The sequence below is a fragment of the Halomonas sp. AOP12-B1-6 genome (assembly GCF_052379225.1).
Lineage (GTDB): Bacteria > Pseudomonadota > Gammaproteobacteria > Pseudomonadales > Halomonadaceae > Vreelandella > Vreelandella casei.
Genome location: NZ_JBQSYK010000001.1, coordinates 359,837 through 374,936, shown reverse-complemented (window position 1 = coordinate 374,936; position 15,100 = coordinate 359,837). Strand labels below are relative to the sequence as shown.

Annotated in this window: 16 protein-coding genes and 7 tRNA genes; 15 read left to right on the top strand and 8 right to left on the bottom strand. The window is 54.2% G+C overall.

Features of this window, described 5'->3' with window-relative positions; all coding sequences use genetic code 11:
- Window positions 1–35: 35 nt before the first annotated feature.
- Window positions 36–245 (bottom strand): ribosome modulation factor, encoded by a 210-nt coding sequence (gene rmf / locus ACT3TR_RS01710; RefSeq protein ID WP_096281358.1) that lies wholly within the window; start codon window positions 243–245, stop codon window positions 36–38.
- Between the two features lie 370 nt (window positions 246–615).
- Here rmf and rlmKL point away from each other — a divergent pair, with 370 nt between their 5' ends.
- The gene (gene rlmKL / locus ACT3TR_RS01705) at window positions 616–2,901 is read left to right on the top strand and encodes a bifunctional 23S rRNA (guanine(2069)-N(7))-methyltransferase RlmK/23S rRNA (guanine(2445)-N(2))-methyltransferase RlmL (protein WP_193063386.1); all 2,286 of its coding nucleotides are present in this window, start codon (window positions 616–618) and stop codon (window positions 2,899–2,901) included.
- A 23-nt stretch (window positions 2,902–2,924) separates the two neighbouring features.
- Window positions 2,925–3,260: a glutaredoxin family protein gene (locus ACT3TR_RS01700; protein ID WP_444624669.1), complete on the top strand. Its 336-nt coding sequence runs from the start codon at window positions 2,925–2,927 to the stop codon at window positions 3,258–3,260.
- 12 nt (window positions 3,261–3,272) lie between these two features.
- On the opposite strand, the gene ACT3TR_RS01695 is transcribed toward ACT3TR_RS01700, so the two are convergent.
- A complete protein-coding gene (locus ACT3TR_RS01695) occupies window positions 3,273–3,554 on the bottom strand; it encodes a hypothetical protein (protein ID WP_096281354.1) in 282 nt (93 codons plus the stop codon).
- Between the two features lie 84 nt (window positions 3,555–3,638).
- On the opposite strand from ACT3TR_RS01695, the gene pdxB reads away from it, so the two are divergent.
- Window positions 3,639–4,799, top strand: a complete 1,161-nt coding sequence (pdxB, locus tag ACT3TR_RS01690; RefSeq protein ID WP_444624670.1) for a 4-phosphoerythronate dehydrogenase PdxB — start codon at window positions 3,639–3,641, stop codon at window positions 4,797–4,799.
- An 83-nt stretch (window positions 4,800–4,882) separates the two neighbouring features.
- On the opposite strand, the gene htpX is transcribed toward pdxB, so the two are convergent.
- From htpX to msrB, 4 genes are all read right to left on the bottom strand, one after another.
- A complete protein-coding gene (htpX, locus tag ACT3TR_RS01685) occupies window positions 4,883–5,788 on the bottom strand; it encodes a protease HtpX (RefSeq protein ID WP_096281350.1) in 906 nt (301 codons plus the stop codon).
- A gap of 175 nt (window positions 5,789–5,963) precedes the next feature.
- Window positions 5,964–7,211 carry a pyridoxal phosphate-dependent aminotransferase gene (locus ACT3TR_RS01680; protein ID WP_096281348.1) on the bottom strand — a complete coding sequence of 416 codons (1,248 nt, stop codon included), beginning with the start codon at window positions 7,209–7,211 and terminating at the stop codon, window positions 5,964–5,966.
- 116 nt (window positions 7,212–7,327) lie between these two features.
- Window positions 7,328–8,284 (bottom strand): ribosome biogenesis GTPase YlqF, encoded by a 957-nt coding sequence (gene ylqF / locus ACT3TR_RS01675; protein ID WP_096281346.1) that lies wholly within the window; start codon window positions 8,282–8,284, stop codon window positions 7,328–7,330.
- An 82-nt stretch (window positions 8,285–8,366) separates the two neighbouring features.
- Window positions 8,367–8,765, bottom strand: coding sequence for a peptide-methionine (R)-S-oxide reductase MsrB (gene msrB / locus ACT3TR_RS01670; protein WP_096281344.1), 399 nt, complete (start codon window positions 8,763–8,765; stop codon window positions 8,367–8,369).
- Window positions 8,766–9,036: 271 nt separating this feature from the next.
- Here msrB and ACT3TR_RS01665 point away from each other — a divergent pair.
- The 12 genes from ACT3TR_RS01665 (at window position 9,037) to ACT3TR_RS01610 (ending at window position 13,761) form a co-directional block, all read left to right on the top strand.
- Window positions 9,037–9,112, top strand: a tRNA-Glu gene (locus ACT3TR_RS01665).
- A 25-nt stretch (window positions 9,113–9,137) separates the two neighbouring features.
- Window positions 9,138–9,212: transfer RNA gene (locus ACT3TR_RS01660), tRNA-Gly, on the top strand.
- Window positions 9,213–9,233: 21 nt separating this feature from the next.
- Window positions 9,234–9,309, top strand: a tRNA-Glu gene (locus ACT3TR_RS01655).
- Between the two features lie 25 nt (window positions 9,310–9,334).
- A tRNA-Gly gene (locus ACT3TR_RS01650) sits at window positions 9,335–9,409 on the top strand.
- A gap of 21 nt (window positions 9,410–9,430) precedes the next feature.
- Window positions 9,431–9,506, top strand: a tRNA-Glu gene (locus tag ACT3TR_RS01645).
- 29 nt (window positions 9,507–9,535) lie between these two features.
- Window positions 9,536–9,610 (top strand) — tRNA-Gly (locus ACT3TR_RS01640).
- Window positions 9,611–9,775: 165 nt separating this feature from the next.
- Complete coding sequence (locus tag ACT3TR_RS01635) at window positions 9,776–10,774, top strand: ABC transporter ATP-binding protein (protein ID WP_444624671.1); 999 nt, start codon at window positions 9,776–9,778, stop codon at window positions 10,772–10,774.
- The gene (locus tag ACT3TR_RS01630) at window positions 10,771–11,544 is read left to right on the top strand and encodes an ABC transporter permease (protein WP_441686887.1); all 774 of its coding nucleotides are present in this window, start codon (window positions 10,771–10,773) and stop codon (window positions 11,542–11,544) included. Before ACT3TR_RS01635 ends, ACT3TR_RS01630 begins: the two co-directional genes overlap by 4 nt.
- Window positions 11,545–11,583: 39 nt before the next feature.
- The gene (queF, locus tag ACT3TR_RS01625) at window positions 11,584–12,417 is read left to right on the top strand and encodes an NADPH-dependent 7-cyano-7-deazaguanine reductase QueF (RefSeq protein ID WP_441686886.1); all 834 of its coding nucleotides are present in this window, start codon (window positions 11,584–11,586) and stop codon (window positions 12,415–12,417) included.
- A gap of 66 nt (window positions 12,418–12,483) precedes the next feature.
- Window positions 12,484–13,044 (top strand): nitroreductase family protein, encoded by a 561-nt coding sequence (locus ACT3TR_RS01620; protein ID WP_193062213.1) that lies wholly within the window; start codon window positions 12,484–12,486, stop codon window positions 13,042–13,044.
- A gap of 12 nt (window positions 13,045–13,056) precedes the next feature.
- Window positions 13,057–13,566 (top strand): YiiD C-terminal domain-containing protein, encoded by a 510-nt coding sequence (locus ACT3TR_RS01615; protein ID WP_444624672.1) that lies wholly within the window; start codon window positions 13,057–13,059, stop codon window positions 13,564–13,566.
- A gap of 107 nt (window positions 13,567–13,673) precedes the next feature.
- A tRNA-Ser gene (locus ACT3TR_RS01610) sits at window positions 13,674–13,761 on the top strand.
- Between the two features lie 311 nt (window positions 13,762–14,072).
- Here the strand turns inward: ACT3TR_RS01610 and ACT3TR_RS01605 are convergent.
- Together ACT3TR_RS01605 and ACT3TR_RS01600 are read right to left on the bottom strand one after the other, a co-directional pair.
- Window positions 14,073–14,228, bottom strand: coding sequence for a metallothionein (locus tag ACT3TR_RS01605; protein WP_441686847.1), 156 nt, complete (start codon window positions 14,226–14,228; stop codon window positions 14,073–14,075).
- An 84-nt stretch (window positions 14,229–14,312) separates the two neighbouring features.
- Window positions 14,313–15,086, bottom strand: a complete 774-nt coding sequence (locus ACT3TR_RS01600; protein ID WP_444624673.1) for a CLCA_X family protein — start codon at window positions 15,084–15,086, stop codon at window positions 14,313–14,315.
- Window positions 15,087–15,100 lie beyond the last annotated feature (14 nt).

Genomic DNA, 15,100 nt, shown 5'->3' with positions numbered 1-15,100 from the left:
AAACATTTCGTTTAAACGTTAGAAAATATAAAACGCTAGGTCATGACCAGAGGGTTTTTGTGGATGCCGGAAACGCCGGTCATCCCGTCCCACTGGTCGCCGCGACCTTCACGCCAACCGCTCATCCAGTATTCGCGTAAATTGATATCTTGACTGGGACAATCATCGCGAGAGCGACCCGATACACCTGCTTTATAGCCGTGGACATATGCCCGCTGGAAGCGATCACGCTTTTGTCGTTTCATTGGCTAACCTCTTTTCACGAAAGCCTTTAAGAAGAAATAGGATGTTATCGAAGCTATCCATAAAATATGCCCGACAGCATCTGCTATTCCGAGAGCTTGCTTCAAGAGCGAGCTGCCGCATCAACTCAACTGTCTAGCCCTCACGAGCTGAACGGGTCGAGCGGCGAACTCTTATCCATCATAGGCCTCTTTCAAACTACCTTCTTAAGAGATCCTGACAGGTAACGCATGCGTTTTTCAGTAGCTACTCTCTTATTGTTAGACCATGATGGGGTCATCTGTCGACTATAAATTGTCACAAAACGTAAACTCATTTGCTATATATAGGAATATCGCGCCTTTCCGCGCAGCTATTATCATGACCAATATCATGACTGAGCCGAGTCAAAACGCCCCCTTAAGTCTGCTAGCCACCTGCCCGAAAGGCATTGAAGGCCTGCTGCACGATGAACTCATGGCGCTAGGCGCCACGCCGGGTAAAACAACGGTGGCAGGTGTTTATTTTACTGCCAGCCAAGCGATTGCCTATCGCGTATGCCTATGGTCGAGATTAGCCAACCGCGTCATTTTAACGCTGGTGCGCGAGCCGATGATCGATACCGCCGAACAGGTGCGCGATGTGGTTGCACGCATTGCCTGGACAAACCACTTGGCGCCTGGAAACACGCTGGCGGTGGATTTTCATGGCCGCAGTGAACATATACGGCATACCCGCTTTGGCGCACAAACGGTTAAAGACGGCGTGGTCGATGCGCTACAGCTGGCAGGGCAGGAGCGCCCTAACGTCGATATCAAAACGCCGCATCTGCGTATTTATGCTCACCTGCACCGGATGAACTTGACTATTGGCCTCGATCTTTCAGGTGAAAGTTTGCACCGCCGTGGCTATCGACGCGACGTTGGGCATGCACCGCTGAAAGAAAATTTAGCCGCCGCATTGTTGGTGCGTGCAGGGTGGCCTGAGCGCCTTAAAGCCGGTGAGCCGCTGATTGACCCACTATGTGGCGCGGGAACGCTGCTTATCGAAGCCGCTATGATGGCCGCCGATCAAGCGCCTAACCTCAATCGCGAGCGGTTTGGTTTTCACGGCTGGGCGGGTCACGATGATTCCGTATGGCGTGAGCAAAAGCGTGAAGCCGAAGCGCGTGCATCGATTGGCCGTAAACGTTGCAAAGCCCAGCTGATAGGTTTTGATCAGAGCCCAGCGGCCCTAACGGCTGCGAAAGCCAACGCTATGCGGGCCGGTATCCCCGCGTTAATGACGCTGCATGGGCAGGGTCTTGCCCAGCTTACCAGGCCCGATACGCTGACCGCGCAAAGCGGCCTGTTGATTACTAATCCGCCTTATGGCGAGCGTCTGGGTGAGCTGCCCGAGCTTGTGCGCCTATACGCGCAGCTGGGCGAGAAAGCCAAAGCACTGTTCCCTGGCTGGACGCTGGCAGTCTTTACCGGCAACCCTGATTTGGGCCATCGGCTAGGAATGCGGGCGCACAAACAGTACGCGCTTAAAAACGGTGCCCTGGATGCCAAGCTGCTGCTGATGGATGTGGGTGGGGCGGCGCATGGCACTGATGCCGAGAGCGCGGCTCCCGCGGGTAATGGCGAGGTAGTGTCAGCGGCTAGCGCAGAGCGTCGTGAGGCCACGAGTGAAGCCTCGGCTGGCTTTGATACGCAAGCGGTTCCAAACGATTCACCTGCGCCAAAAGCTCAAGACAATGCGCAGATGTTTGCCAACCGCCTAATCAAAAATCAAAAGCGCCTGAAGAAGTGGCTGAAACAGAGCGGCGAAACGAGCTACCGCGTATACGACGCCGATATGCCCGAGTATGCCCTTGCGGTGGATCGTTACGGTGATCGAGTGCATGTGCAGGAATATGCAGCGCCCAGCTCAATCAATCCTTCTCAGGCGCAAAAGCGCTTGTACGACGCCTTGGAAGTAATGCCAGAGGCGCTGAACGTTGACGCCAGTAAGATCTATATTAAACGCCGCGAGCGGCAGGCTGGCAGCGCCCAGTATCAAAAGCGTGGCGCGAGCGGTGAGCGTTTTGAAGTGCAGGAAGGTAGCGCGCGGCTATGGGTGAACCTGCGTGACTATCTCGACACCGGGTTATTTCTGGATCATCGTCCGGTGCGTCGCATGCTAGGTGAGATGGCCAGCGGTAAGCGCTTCTTAAACTTGTTCTGTTATACCGCTACGGCAACGGTGCAAGCGGCATTAGGCGGTGCTAGTGACAGCGTCAGTGTGGATATGTCTAACACCTATCTTGAATGGGCTAAAGACAACTTCGCGCTGAATAAGCTTGATACGCGCCTACACCGGGTCGTACGCGATGACTGTTTCCGCTGGTTAGAAACCGCGAGTACCGAGTTTGATCTGATCTTCATGGATCCGCCGACGTTTTCTAACTCGAAGAAGATGCGCGACACGCTAGATGTGCAGCGTGACCATCCGCGTCTTGTGGATCTCGCTATGGCGCGATTAGCACCCGGCGGAACGCTAGTGTTTTCTAATAACCAGCGGCGATTTAAGTTGGATGAAACCCTCAGCGAACGTTACGCGGTAGAAGACATCACCGGGCGTAGCTTTGACCCCGACTTCCAACGGCGTACTAATTTGCACCATGTGTTTCTACTCCGTCATCCAGCGGCTCACTAAGCCTGCCAGAGGAGAGCATTGGAATGATCCGGCTATCGCTTTATACAACCCAGGGCTGCCATCTATGCACTCAGCTAGAGACATTGGTAGCCACGCTGGCGAATCAAAGAGTGTGGCTGCATCATATTGAGATTATTGATGATGCTGAGCTGGTTGAGCGCTACGGTACGCGCATACCGGTGCTGATGGATAGCCAAGGGGAGGAGCTGGAGCGTGGTTTCGAATTAGCGCGCTTGAGCGCTTGGCTACGCGAACACGGCTGGTTGAATGAAACGGCGCTGGCGGCGCTTGCAACGCCTCCAGATGCCGCGGCACCTACCGGTGTTCATGAGCGTAGCGGGCGGCGCTTTTTAGGCTAGCGAATGAGCTGCTTAAATCAAATCCAGTAGTGAGAGCTGACGCATGGCCTCCTGGCCTTCAGGCGTATGGTCGGCCACTTCCAGTATCTTACGAAAACCCCGTGAGGACTGAATCGTGGCCTCGTCCTCAAGCCACATCTGGGCTTGGTCCAAGGTGTCGGCTAGCTGATGTTTCAGGCCACCAAACTGAGTGCCGATTTGGCCCCAGGCGCGACTGAAAATCCAATCACCAAACATATCCTGGTGAATATGAACCAACACATAGTCATGGTTGGTTTCCCAGCGTACGATCACAACACTCTCCTTAAATGCCCTTTAAACACGCCTGCACATCAAACTTTCGCGGGCGTATTGTAAAGCCCGGATACCCAAACGCCTATGAAACTTATAATCGACGCCAATATCCCCGCTGCTGATGCCTGCTTTGGCTCGTTTGGTGCCATCAACCGCGTGCCCGGCCGTGAAATAACGGCCGCTCACCTGCACGATGCCGATGCGCTGATTGTGCGCTCTATTACGCAGGTTAACGGTAAGTTGCTTACTGACAGCCCCGTGCGCTTTATTGGCACCTGCACGATCGGCACCGATCATATCGATCATGCTGCGCTAGCGCAGCGCAATATCACTTTTGCTAGCGCTCCGGGCTGCAATGCTGAGGCGGTGGTCGATTACGTGTTGAGCAGTTTATTGACGCTAGCCGAGCGCGATGGCTGGCTGCTTAGCGAACGCAGTGTCGGCATTGTGGGGGTGGGGAATGTGGGCCGGCGGCTGGAAGCACGGTTAACGGCCATGGGCGTGGCTACGCTTGCCTGTGACCCGCCCAGAGCAGAGGTTGAGGGTGCGCAAGGGTTTCACTCGCTAGATGCTGTTATCAAGCACTGTGACGTGATTTGCCTGCATACGCCGCTGACTCGTGACGGCCCGCATGCCAGCTATCACCTGCTCAATGCTCAGCGTGTCGATGAAATCGCGCCGGGTAGCGTGTTGCTTAATGCCGGGCGGGGTGACTGTGTGGATGGCTTGGCACTGCGTAGCCGTTTAGCCAGTCAGGGTGATATCCGCGCGGTGCTAGATGTATGGGAAGACGAGCCGGCAATCGACGCTGGCTTGCGTGATTTGGTCTCACTAGCGACACCGCATATTGCCGGGCATAGCCTGGATGGCAAACTGCGGGGTACCTGGATGATTCAGCAGGCGCTAGCTCGTCACTGCGAAAAGCCTAGTGGACCCTCGTTTGTCGATATCTGCCCGCCGCCTGCGCTTGCATCGCTGCATATACAGCATCCGCTGGCACCAGAAGACGCCCTGCGTCTATGCATGCGAGCCGTTTATGACGTGCGCCGCGATCACGATACGTTTCAGCGCCAAGCGCTGCTCCAGGGGGGGGCAAAAGGTTTTGATGATTGTCGTGCTAACTACCCATTGCGGCGTGAGTTCGCCACGCTCAATGTGCAGTTGTCAGGGGATGCGGTGGCGCTAGAGGGCATGCTGCGCGGGGCGGGATTCGGTGTGGCGGAGGATGGAAGCAGCGGTAGTTGAAACAACAAAAGCTGAAACAACAAACGTTGAAACAATGAGGCCCGCATCTGTGGGCCTTAAATGTGTAGGACTAGTGCCCATACTTACTGACGATAGGCGGCTTCTTTCAGTGCGCGAATGCGTTCATCTAACGGCGGGTGGCTGGCAAACATCTTCTCAAGTAATGAGCGTGTTTGGCCTTTGGTGATCGCCATGGCGCGCAGCGTATCGGGCATTTGGTCGGGCATTTCGGTTTCGGTCTTCAAGCGCGCGAGGGCGCTGACCATTGCATTAGTGCCTGCCAAGCGCGCACCGGCTTCATCGGCGCGATATTCACGATAACGCGAGAACCAGGCAACGATGGCGGAGGCCAAAATACCAAATACGATCTCTGCCACAATCACTACGGCAAAGTAGCCCATAAAGCCTAAACCGCCTTCACCACCGCTGCGGCTTTTCAGGAAGTTATCGACTAAGTGCGCTACCACGCGGGCAAAAAACATGACGAAGGTATTCACTACCCCTTGGATCAGCGCCAGCGTGACCATGTCGCCGTTGGCCACGTGGCCAATTTCGTGGGCCAAAACCGCGCGGACTTCTTCAGGGCGCATGCGATTCATTAAGCCCGCCGATACCGCGACGAGCGCATCGTTTTTATTCCAGCCAGTTGCAAAGGCGTTGGACTGTTGGGCCGGGAATATGCCCACTTCGGGCGTTTTGATGCCGGCCTCGCGGGAAAGCTCCGCGACGGTGTCCAGCAACCACTGTTCGGTGGCATTGGAGGGCGTTTCAATAATCACCGTGCCCGTGCTGCGCTTAGCCATCCATTTGGAAATGAATAGCGAGATGATGGAGCCTGCCATGCCGAATATGAAGCAGAAAATTAGCAGGCTGGTAAAGTTGATGCCTTGACCACGTAAATAGCCTTCAACGCCTAGTAGGCGCAAGGTAATGCTGGCGACCAGCAACACCGCTATGTTGGTGCCTAGAAACAGCAGAATTCGCATCATTATGCAGGTCCTCCCTTAGCGTTTATGGAAACGGTTTATACACACAGCCAATAAAATGAGTCGTGATCTAGAGACTTAACTACGTGCTCTTCATGGCAGTTTCAAGTCAAAGCACCGTCAGCGTATGCCGGTGCCCAATGACGGTGCTATGCCATCGCTAGCGACTCGCCCGGCTTCACTGCCGATAGCGGGATAAGAAGTTGGCAAAACGATCCAAAGCATCGCCTAGCTGGTCTGCCCAAGGCAGCGTCACAATGCGGACATGGTCAGGCTCGGGCCAGTTAAAGGCTGTGCCTTGCACCAGCAATATTTTTTCCTGCAGCAGCAGATCAAGTACCAACTGCTGGTCATCTTTGATATTGAATACCTTAGGATCGAGCCGCGGAAACGCGTAGAGCGCACCTTTTGGCATCACGCAGGAGACGCCGGGGATGGCATTTAGCTTCTCAATAGTAATGTCACGCTGCGCCAGCAGCCGCCCGCCAGGCAGGATTAAATCATTAATTGATTGATAGCCCCCTAACGCGGTTTGAATCGCATGTTGTGCTGGCACGTTGGCACATAGCCGCATGGAGGCCAGCATATTGAGCCCCTGGATATAATCTTTGGCGTTTAATTTAGCCAGGGTGCCGGAGAGAATCATCCATCCCGATCGAAAGCCTGCACAGCGGTAGCTTTTAGATAGCCCATTCATGGTAATGACCAGCTGATCATCGTCGGCCAGCGCACCGGTGGCGGTATGCTCTACGCCGTCATACAGAATTTTGTCGTAGATCTCGTCGGAGAACACCACCAGGTTGTGCTGTTTAGCAATCGCCAACACGTCTTTAACCACCTCCGGCGGATATACCGCGCCGGTAGGGTTGTTGGGGTTAATCAGAACAATGGCGCGGGTTTGGCTGGTGATCTTGGCGCGAATGTCTGCCATGTCGGGCGTCCAGTCGGCCTGTTCATCGCATAGGTAATGCACTGCGTGGCCGCCTGAAAGGTGTGCGGCGGCTGTCCAAAGCGGGTAGTCAGGCGCGGGAATCAATACTTCATCGCCGTCATTAAGCAGCGCCTGCATCGCCATCACAATCAGCTCAGAGACGCCGTTGCCGATGAATATGTCCTCAATGCCGACTCCGGGAATCTGATTGCGCTGGCACTCCTGCATAATCGCTTTGCGTGCGGAGTAAAGTCCTTTGGAGTCGCAGTAGCCCTGTGCCGTAGGCAGGTTACTCATCACATCCTGAAGAATCTCTTCCGGTGCTTCAAAGCCAAAAGGCGCAGGGTTTCCGATGTTCAGCTTAAGTATTCGATGGCCTTCTTCCTCCAGGCGTTTGGCGTGGTCGAGTACCGGGCCGCGAATGTCATAGCAGACATTATGCAGCTTATGAGATTTTTTCAGCGGTTGTGTTTCATGCGACTGCGGAGTAGTCATGAGATGTCTGTCCAAAAGTGGCTAGAGGCCCAAAAGTGTCCAAAAGCATGTGTATCTAAAAACATGAGTTTAAAACAGTGCCCGCAAGCTGCCGTTAGCTATGGGGCTATTGGCCATTATGCGTCGGAAAGCACTTGATTGTCTTCGTCGTTTTGCACCGGTGGCGGTGGAATATCCGCAGGTGTCTCCAGCGTCATTCGCCCTAACTTACCGTCGCGCAGTTCGTGGAGCAGAACTTCCGCGCCACGGTGCAGATCGACTGCGCCACCGGCACGCAGCCCGCCGCGCCGGGCGGCGATGTCTTTTAAAATGGCATGACCATCGAAGCCTGCAATAGCAAGGAAATCGGGTTTTTTCGGGCCGTCGGCATCAATGTCGTGGGGAATGTCTGGCGCGGCGTAAGGCGGCAGCTCTTTGAGCTTATAGCGCGCAGTCAGCGCCTCAGGATAGCGTTTGGCAAGCTCTGCACTAGCGACAATTCCTACATCGATGTACTCAATGGCCGTATCGCGGATAGCGCCGGTGGCCGCGAGGCGATAGGCGCTGGCCTGATCTTCTATTTTGGGCCACAGCACTCCCGGCGTGTCGGTAAGCGCTACACGCCCATCAATGCGCACCTTTTGCTGGCGCTTAGTCACGGCAGGTTCGTTGCCCGTTTTAGCAATTTTACGCCCGGCCAGGCCGTTAATCAGCGTGGATTTGCCCACGTTGGGAATGCCCATCACCATCACGCGAACATCTCGGTCGGCGCGTACCGCACCGGCCAACTCATGGCAAAGTTTGGGGATTTGCTTTAGCTCACGGGTGTTGGTGGTGGTGACCGCGAAGGCGCGCATGTTCTCTTGGGCATCGAAAAAAGCGACCCATTCGGCGGTCTTCTCTGGGTCGGCAAGGTCGGCGCGGGAAAGAATTTTTAGCACCGGCTTATGGCGCGTCAGCTCGGCCAGCATTGGGTTGGCGCTGGAGTAGGGCAGACGTGCATCAAGTACTTCAATGACGACGTCGATTTCAGGCAGCACCTCTTTGATCTGGCGGCGGGCCTTGTTCATATGTCCGGGGAACCAGCCGAGCATGAGTCTCTCCTACAAGCACAAAAAAGCGGGCTGCCATTCTAGCAGATGGCGCCCGCCTTGCTGGGTTTCCTTTTAGCCGCGATTACTCGTCGGGGTGAAATTCCAGCGACACTGAGTTAATGCAGTAGCGTAAACCGGTCGTTTCTGGCGGTCCGTCTGGAAAAACGTGGCCTAGGTGGGCATCGCAGTGTGAACAAACGACCTCCGTGCGCTGCATGCCATGGGTGCCATCTTGATGCTCTTCCACACAGCGGGTACCTAACGGCCGATCAAAGCTAGGCCAACCGCACCCGGCATCAAATTTATGCTCGTTCTCAAACAGCGGTGCATTGCAGCACACACAGTGATAAATGCCCTGGGCATCCACCACCTGATAATCGCCGCTGAACGGGCGTTCTGTGCCTTTTTCTCGCGCTACGCGGTACTGTTCTGGCGTCAGCTGTTTTTGCCACTCTTCGGGCTTTTTTTCAATTTTAGCCATGCTGTTCACTCTCCCTTATGTAGTGCTTGGACTAAAAACCGTCAAAGCTTTCTAACCTAGTGACAGCGCTTAGTCACCTTGAGTTTCAGCATGGGCGATTATGCCGCGCTCTGCCAGCGGCAGGCTGAATATCAATGTGACAGGCTTGCGGCGCCGTCAAGTGCACTATCCCCCAGTAAGTGCGTTATACACGGGTGCTGCTACGGTAGAATGCTTGACAGCTAAGTAAGGTCTGAGTAATATACGCGCCACCTCAACGAGGTAATGAAACGTCCCATTCGTCTAGTGGTCTAGGACACCGCCCTTTCACGGCGGTAACAGGGGTTCGAACCCCCTATGGGACGCCATTTACGTCGTAAGGTTTATCGGAATGCGGGAATAGCTCAGTGGTAGAGCATCGCCTTGCCAAGGCGAGGGTCGGGAGTTCGAATCTCCTTTCCCGCTCCAAGCATTTGTAGTGCTTACAGTGTCCCATTCGTCTAGTGGTCTAGGACACCGCCCTTTCACGGCGGTAACAGGGGTTCGAACCCCCTATGGGACGCCATCTCCGGTAGCAAGAATTCTATTAAGCGGGAATAGCTCAGTGGTAGAGCATCGCCTTGCCAAGGCGAGGGTCGGGAGTTCGAATCTCCTTTCCCGCTCCAAGTTTTTGAAGTGCATACAGTGTCCCATTCGTCTAGTGGCCTAGGACACCGCCCTTTCACGGCGGTAACAGGGGTTCGAACCCCCTATGGGACGCCATCTTGCGCTTATATGCAGTTTTTTGCGTTGCGGGAATAGCTCAGTGGTAGAGCATCGCCTTGCCAAGGCGAGGGTCGGGAGTTCGAATCTCCTTTCCCGCTCCAAGCGCATTTAGTGTTATTTTCCCCTATTTCTATGATGCATCAGCTATCTGCTGAGCGTCATTTTTTGTGTGTCTGGCGCTTGGTGAGTGGTCTCTCGCCTTGAAAAATTAGTTTGCGCCCTAATCATTTACTTTATCTTCTTATATTTGCTGACAGGACATTTTCATGGCCGAACCGGCATTGTCGATCCGTGGCCTTACCAAGGTGTACGCCAACGGCTTTCAAGCGCTTAAAGGTATTGATCTCGACGTCCAGCAGGGCGATTTTTTTGCGCTTTTGGGTCCCAATGGGGCCGGAAAATCCACTACTCTTGGTGTGGTTTGCTCACTGGTGCAAAAAACGGCGGGCAGCGTTTCTATCTTTGGCATCGATATTGATAAAGATTTTGCCAAAGCCAAGTATCAGCTAGGCGTTGTGCCCCAAGAGTTCAACTTTAATCAGTTTGAGAAGGTGCTCGATATCGTACTGGCTCAGGCAGGCTATTACGGCATGAGCACTCGCGAGGCATTGCCACGTGCCCAGCAGCTTCTTACAGATTTGGGCCTTTGGGAGAAGCGCGACGGCAACGCACGCATGCTCTCAGGTGGGATGAAGCGACGGCTAATGATTGCCCGGGCGCTAATGCATCGCCCCCGGCTGCTGATTTTGGATGAGCCCACTGCCGGTGTCGATATCGAGCTGCGGCGCAGTATGTGGGAATACATGCGGCGCATTAACCAGGATGAAGGCACGACGATCATCCTGACAACGCACTATCTGGAAGAGGCTGAGAGCCTGTGTCGCAATGTCGCTATTATCAATGATGGCGACATTGTGCGTAATACCAGCGTGCGTCAGCTGCTGGCTGAGCTTGATACAGAGACCTTCCTCATTGATTTAGCTGAGCCGGTCGCAGAGACACCGCATGTTGAGGGCTTTGAACTTCATCAGCTAGAGCCCACCCAGCTTTCACTGTTGGTGCATCGCGGCCAGCGTTTGAATGATGTATTCAATGCGCTAAGTGAGCAGGGTGTGCAGGTGGTGTCTATGCGTAACCGGGCTAATCGCTTAGAGGAGATGTTCGTGTCAATGGTAAAAGGCAGCAACCAGGGGGCGATAGATCAGCGTGCTGACGCTTCTAGCGGTGAGAGTTCTGATGCCGAAAACAGGGAGTCTCGCTTATGAATGCAAGCCAAACATTGATTGCTCTATGGACCTTGGTGCTGAAAGAAATTAAGCGTTTTACGCGCATTTGGCCGCAAACGCTGCTGCCGCCCTCTATCACGATGGCGATGTATTTCATTATTTTTGGCAATCTAATCGGCTCGCGAATTGGCGACATGGACGGCTTCAGCTACATGGACTTTATTGTTCCAGGGTTGATCATGATGTCCGTGATTACCAACAGCTATTCCAACGTGGCATCGAGTTTCTTTTCGAACAAATTTCAGCGTTCGATTGAAGAAATGATGGTGTCGCCGATGCCTAACTGGGTGATTTTGTCCGGCTTTATTTTAGGCGGTATGGCCCGTGGCCTCGGTGTGGGGGTCATTGTGACCGTGGTTTCGCTGTTCTTTACCCGCTTAACCATGGAGCATCCGCTGCTCACGATATTAGTGGTTGTGCTTACGTCTGCACTGTTTTCCATTGGCGGTTTTATCAACGCCTTGCTGGCCAACAAGTTTGACGATATTTCCATTGTACCGACCTTCATACTGACGCCGCTGACTTACTTGGGCGGTGTCTTTTACTCTATTTCGATGTTGCCAGACTTCTGGCAGAGCGTTTCCATGCTCAATCCTATCTTGTACATGGTTAACGTGTTTCGTTATGGATTCTTAGGCGTCTCGGATATTCCCGTTGGCTGGGCGCTCGCTGCGATTTTGGCCTTTATTATCGTGCTATTCAGCGTTGCGCTGGTGATGCTGGAGCGCGGTAAAGGCATTCGTAGTTAATTGCATTGCATGACGGCATTAAGCAGAGAGTGACAGATAATGACACATCGCCCAGATACCTTAGAACACGCGCCGCTAGGGCGCGATTCCACTTACCCCGAAAAGTATGACGCGGCGCTGCTTTATCCCATTGTTCGTGCGGCCAACCGAGTGCCGCTAGGGATTGAAGAGGGGGCTTTACCGTTTGTGGGTGAAGACGAATGGCATGCGTTTGAAGTGTCCTGGCTGAATTCCCGCGGCAAGCCCGTGGTGGCCGTGGCACGTTTTCGCCTGCCCGCCAGCTCGCCCAATTTGATTGAGTCTAAGTCGTGGAAGCTCTATCTCAATAGCTTTAATCAAACTCGCTTCTACAGTCGTGAAGACGTGATGCAAACGCTTGCCAATGACCTCGCTATCGCAGCGGGTGCCGAGGTGAGCGTTGAGTTATTTGATGTGGATGCCCCTGAGCTTACAGTGCAGTGCTTGCCGGGCGAATGTTTGGACGACTTAGATATCGCAGTAAGCGATTACACGCCTAGCAGCGCTCATTTAACGGTAAGCGATGAGGTCGTCGAAGAGACGCTGTATTCCCACTTGCTCAAATCTAACTGCCCCGTTACCGGCCAGCCGGACTGGGGCAGCGTGTTGATTCGCTATAAAGGGCCAAAGATTGATCGCGAAGGGCTGTTACGCTATCTGATCGGGTTTCGACAGCATCAGGATTTTCACGAGCATTGCGTTGAACATGTCTTCACCGACCTAATGACGTATGCGCAGCCCAGCCAGCTGCTAGTGCTTGCCCGCTACGTACGTCGTGGCGGGTTGGATATTAGTCCTTGGCGCGCAACACCTGGACTGATGCCGCCTACGCCGCTGAGGCTGGCAAGGCAGTAAACGGCAGTGTTATAAATGACGATGCTACCGTAGTCACATACGATTGAACCTGGACTGGAGTCATTAATGGACGCACTCACGCTTCTTCACGAACGCAGCTCAATGGGCAAGCTGGCTGAGCCGGCGCCCAGTGCCGAACAGCTCAGTATTATTTATCAGGCAGCACTGCGCGCACCCGACCATAAAGAGCTGCGCCCTTGGCGCTTCATTGAATTCAGTGGGGAGGGGCGTGAGCGTCTAGGCGAGCTATTTGCCGAAGCAGAGTTCCAGGAAGACCCGCATGCCGATGACGATACGCTGAATTCGGCGCGTAAAAAGCCGTTGCGTGCGCCGATGGTGATCGCCGTTATCGCAAAGGTTACGCCAGAGCTCGATAAAGTGCCCAAAATGGAGCAGGTAATTTCCGCAGGCTGCGCTGCCCACGGTATCTTGCTGGCCGCCCACGCACAGGGCTTAGGCGCTATGTGGCGCAGTGGGAAGTACGCGTTCGATTCGGTGGTACGTAAAGGCTTGAGCCTGAGTGAAGATGACGAGGTTGTCGCATTCATCTATTTAGGCGCGCTAGGCGGTCGCCATAAGCCAGTGGCGGAGCATAGCGTTGCTGACTTTGTTGAACGCTGGGATTAGGCAGGCGAACCTATGAAGCTATCTCGTAAACCGGGCGTGCCGCATCCACGTCTGCCGCTGCCCAATGGCCAGCAGGAAGGTCTCGCTGCTTTTCAGCAGTGGCTAGGTGAGGCGATTCCTATGGTGGGCACGCTAGGCATTAGCGAAATGGTGCGCGAAGGTGATGCGCTCACCTGGCAATTAGCGCTAGAGCCCAACCTTAACGATAAAGGCACGGGCTTTGGTGGCGCACTGACGGCGCAAACCACTCTGCAAGGCTGGTGTTGGGTCACGCTATGGCTGCGCGAGCAAGGCTTGGCACGCGATGTGGTAGTTGCAGAGGCTAGTCAGCGCTTTCTTGCCCCGGTTGTGGGCAACTACCGTTTAATATGCACACCGCTTGAACCTGCGGGGCCCGCTCAGCTTGCCAATATGCTCGCCGAACGTGGTAAAGGGCGTATTGCACTGAATCATCAGCTCTACTGTGGAGAAACACTCTGCCTGGAAGCCCGCGGCAGCTACGCCGTGTTGCCGCAACGCTAGCCGATAGGCGCGAAAAGCCTGAAAAGGCTTGCTATTTCGCAGCTTAGGCCATAGTATGTGCGCCGTTCTGTTGCGAAAGGTTCATCCTTTGAGCAGAGCCAAAATGTGGAGAGGTGTCCGAGTGGTCGAAGGAGCACGCCTGGAAAGTGTGTAAGTCGTAAGGCTTCGAGGGTTCGAATCCCTCCCTCTCCGCCACAGAATTTAAAAAGCCCGCTGATTTTTCAGCGGGCTTTTTTATGGCTCGCTATTAAAACGGTAAGCGACCGCTGAAACCAACGCCTAGTACGGCAACGAGAACAACAACGATAACGACGATAGTGGTAGTAGACATATTCTCTTCCTTTGAGTGGTGAGCGTTGCTACAGCGTAGTCACAATCGCACTATTTCGCACGCTGGCGAAAGGGGCTGAGCAGCTTTTCCATATTAGCAGTCATGAGCTGCAAAAACGCCCGGCAGCGGGACTGTCGAGCGTTGCTACAGTAGCAGAAAACATTAAGGGGAAGGATTATTTCCCGCACTGGCAGTCGTGACCACAGTCTTGCGAGCCATCGGCGTGGCCGGTGGCGCAGGACTCGCAGCAGTATAATTTTCCCTCTTTCTCAACGGGTTTGCTATCGACAGAGCAAGTACATTTCGGGCATGCGCACGCTTGTTCAGACATAATGATTCTCCTCGGTGGACGATATAAGCGTAGACCATTCCGTCGATATATCACCACGCATTATGCTAACTCTCAGGGCGCATTTTAAGTGCTAAGTGCGTTGCCCAGCCTGCCAAAATATTCGCCGAATGCGGTATTAATGCGAACCCGCTGTTCTCCCTGAGGATAAAGCCCTTTGTCTGCGTCCGGCGAGGCTTTTGTGCCTTTGACTAAGAAGTGATTGGTGATGGCTGCGTCCTGTATAAAAGCCTCAAAAGCACGCGCACAGAGTTCCTCGGGCTTACTGTAATAGAGCTGGCCAAGTTGTTTGTCCATGCGCACCGAGCGTTTAAACAGTTCGCTTGGCTGGTCGCCTTCTGGTTGCAAAAGTACCGCCTTGAAGCAGCGCATTAGCAGCTGATTAAGCGAGTGAGGGACTGGCGTGGCTTCGGCTAACCAGGCAGTAGAGGCGAACATGTGGGCGGGCGCGCCGCGAAAACATTTCTGGGCAATGTAGTGGTCGAAAGCATGAAACCACTCGTGAGCAATGCTGCCGGGGCCAGCATTTTTAGCGAGTGCAAAGCTGCGTTGGTGGGGGTCGTAATGCGCAGCAACCCCGGGCCGGCCGCCACAGCCATACTGTAAGGCTATGGAGCCGCGCAGCGAAATCAGTGTTTCTGGGCCTTGTAGAATCAACATAAGATCGCACAAGGCATCGTGAAACAGCTCGGAGGCACGGTCGCGCTCAGCGCTTGTGACCCAGCGGCCAATCTCAATGGAGCGGAAATCGAACTGGCGCCGGATTAAGGCAAAGTTAGTTGCTTTGCCCCGACGATGATTAGGCCCGTTGCGATAAAAGTCTCGTGCCTCAATGCTCACTGTTTCTCACTGCT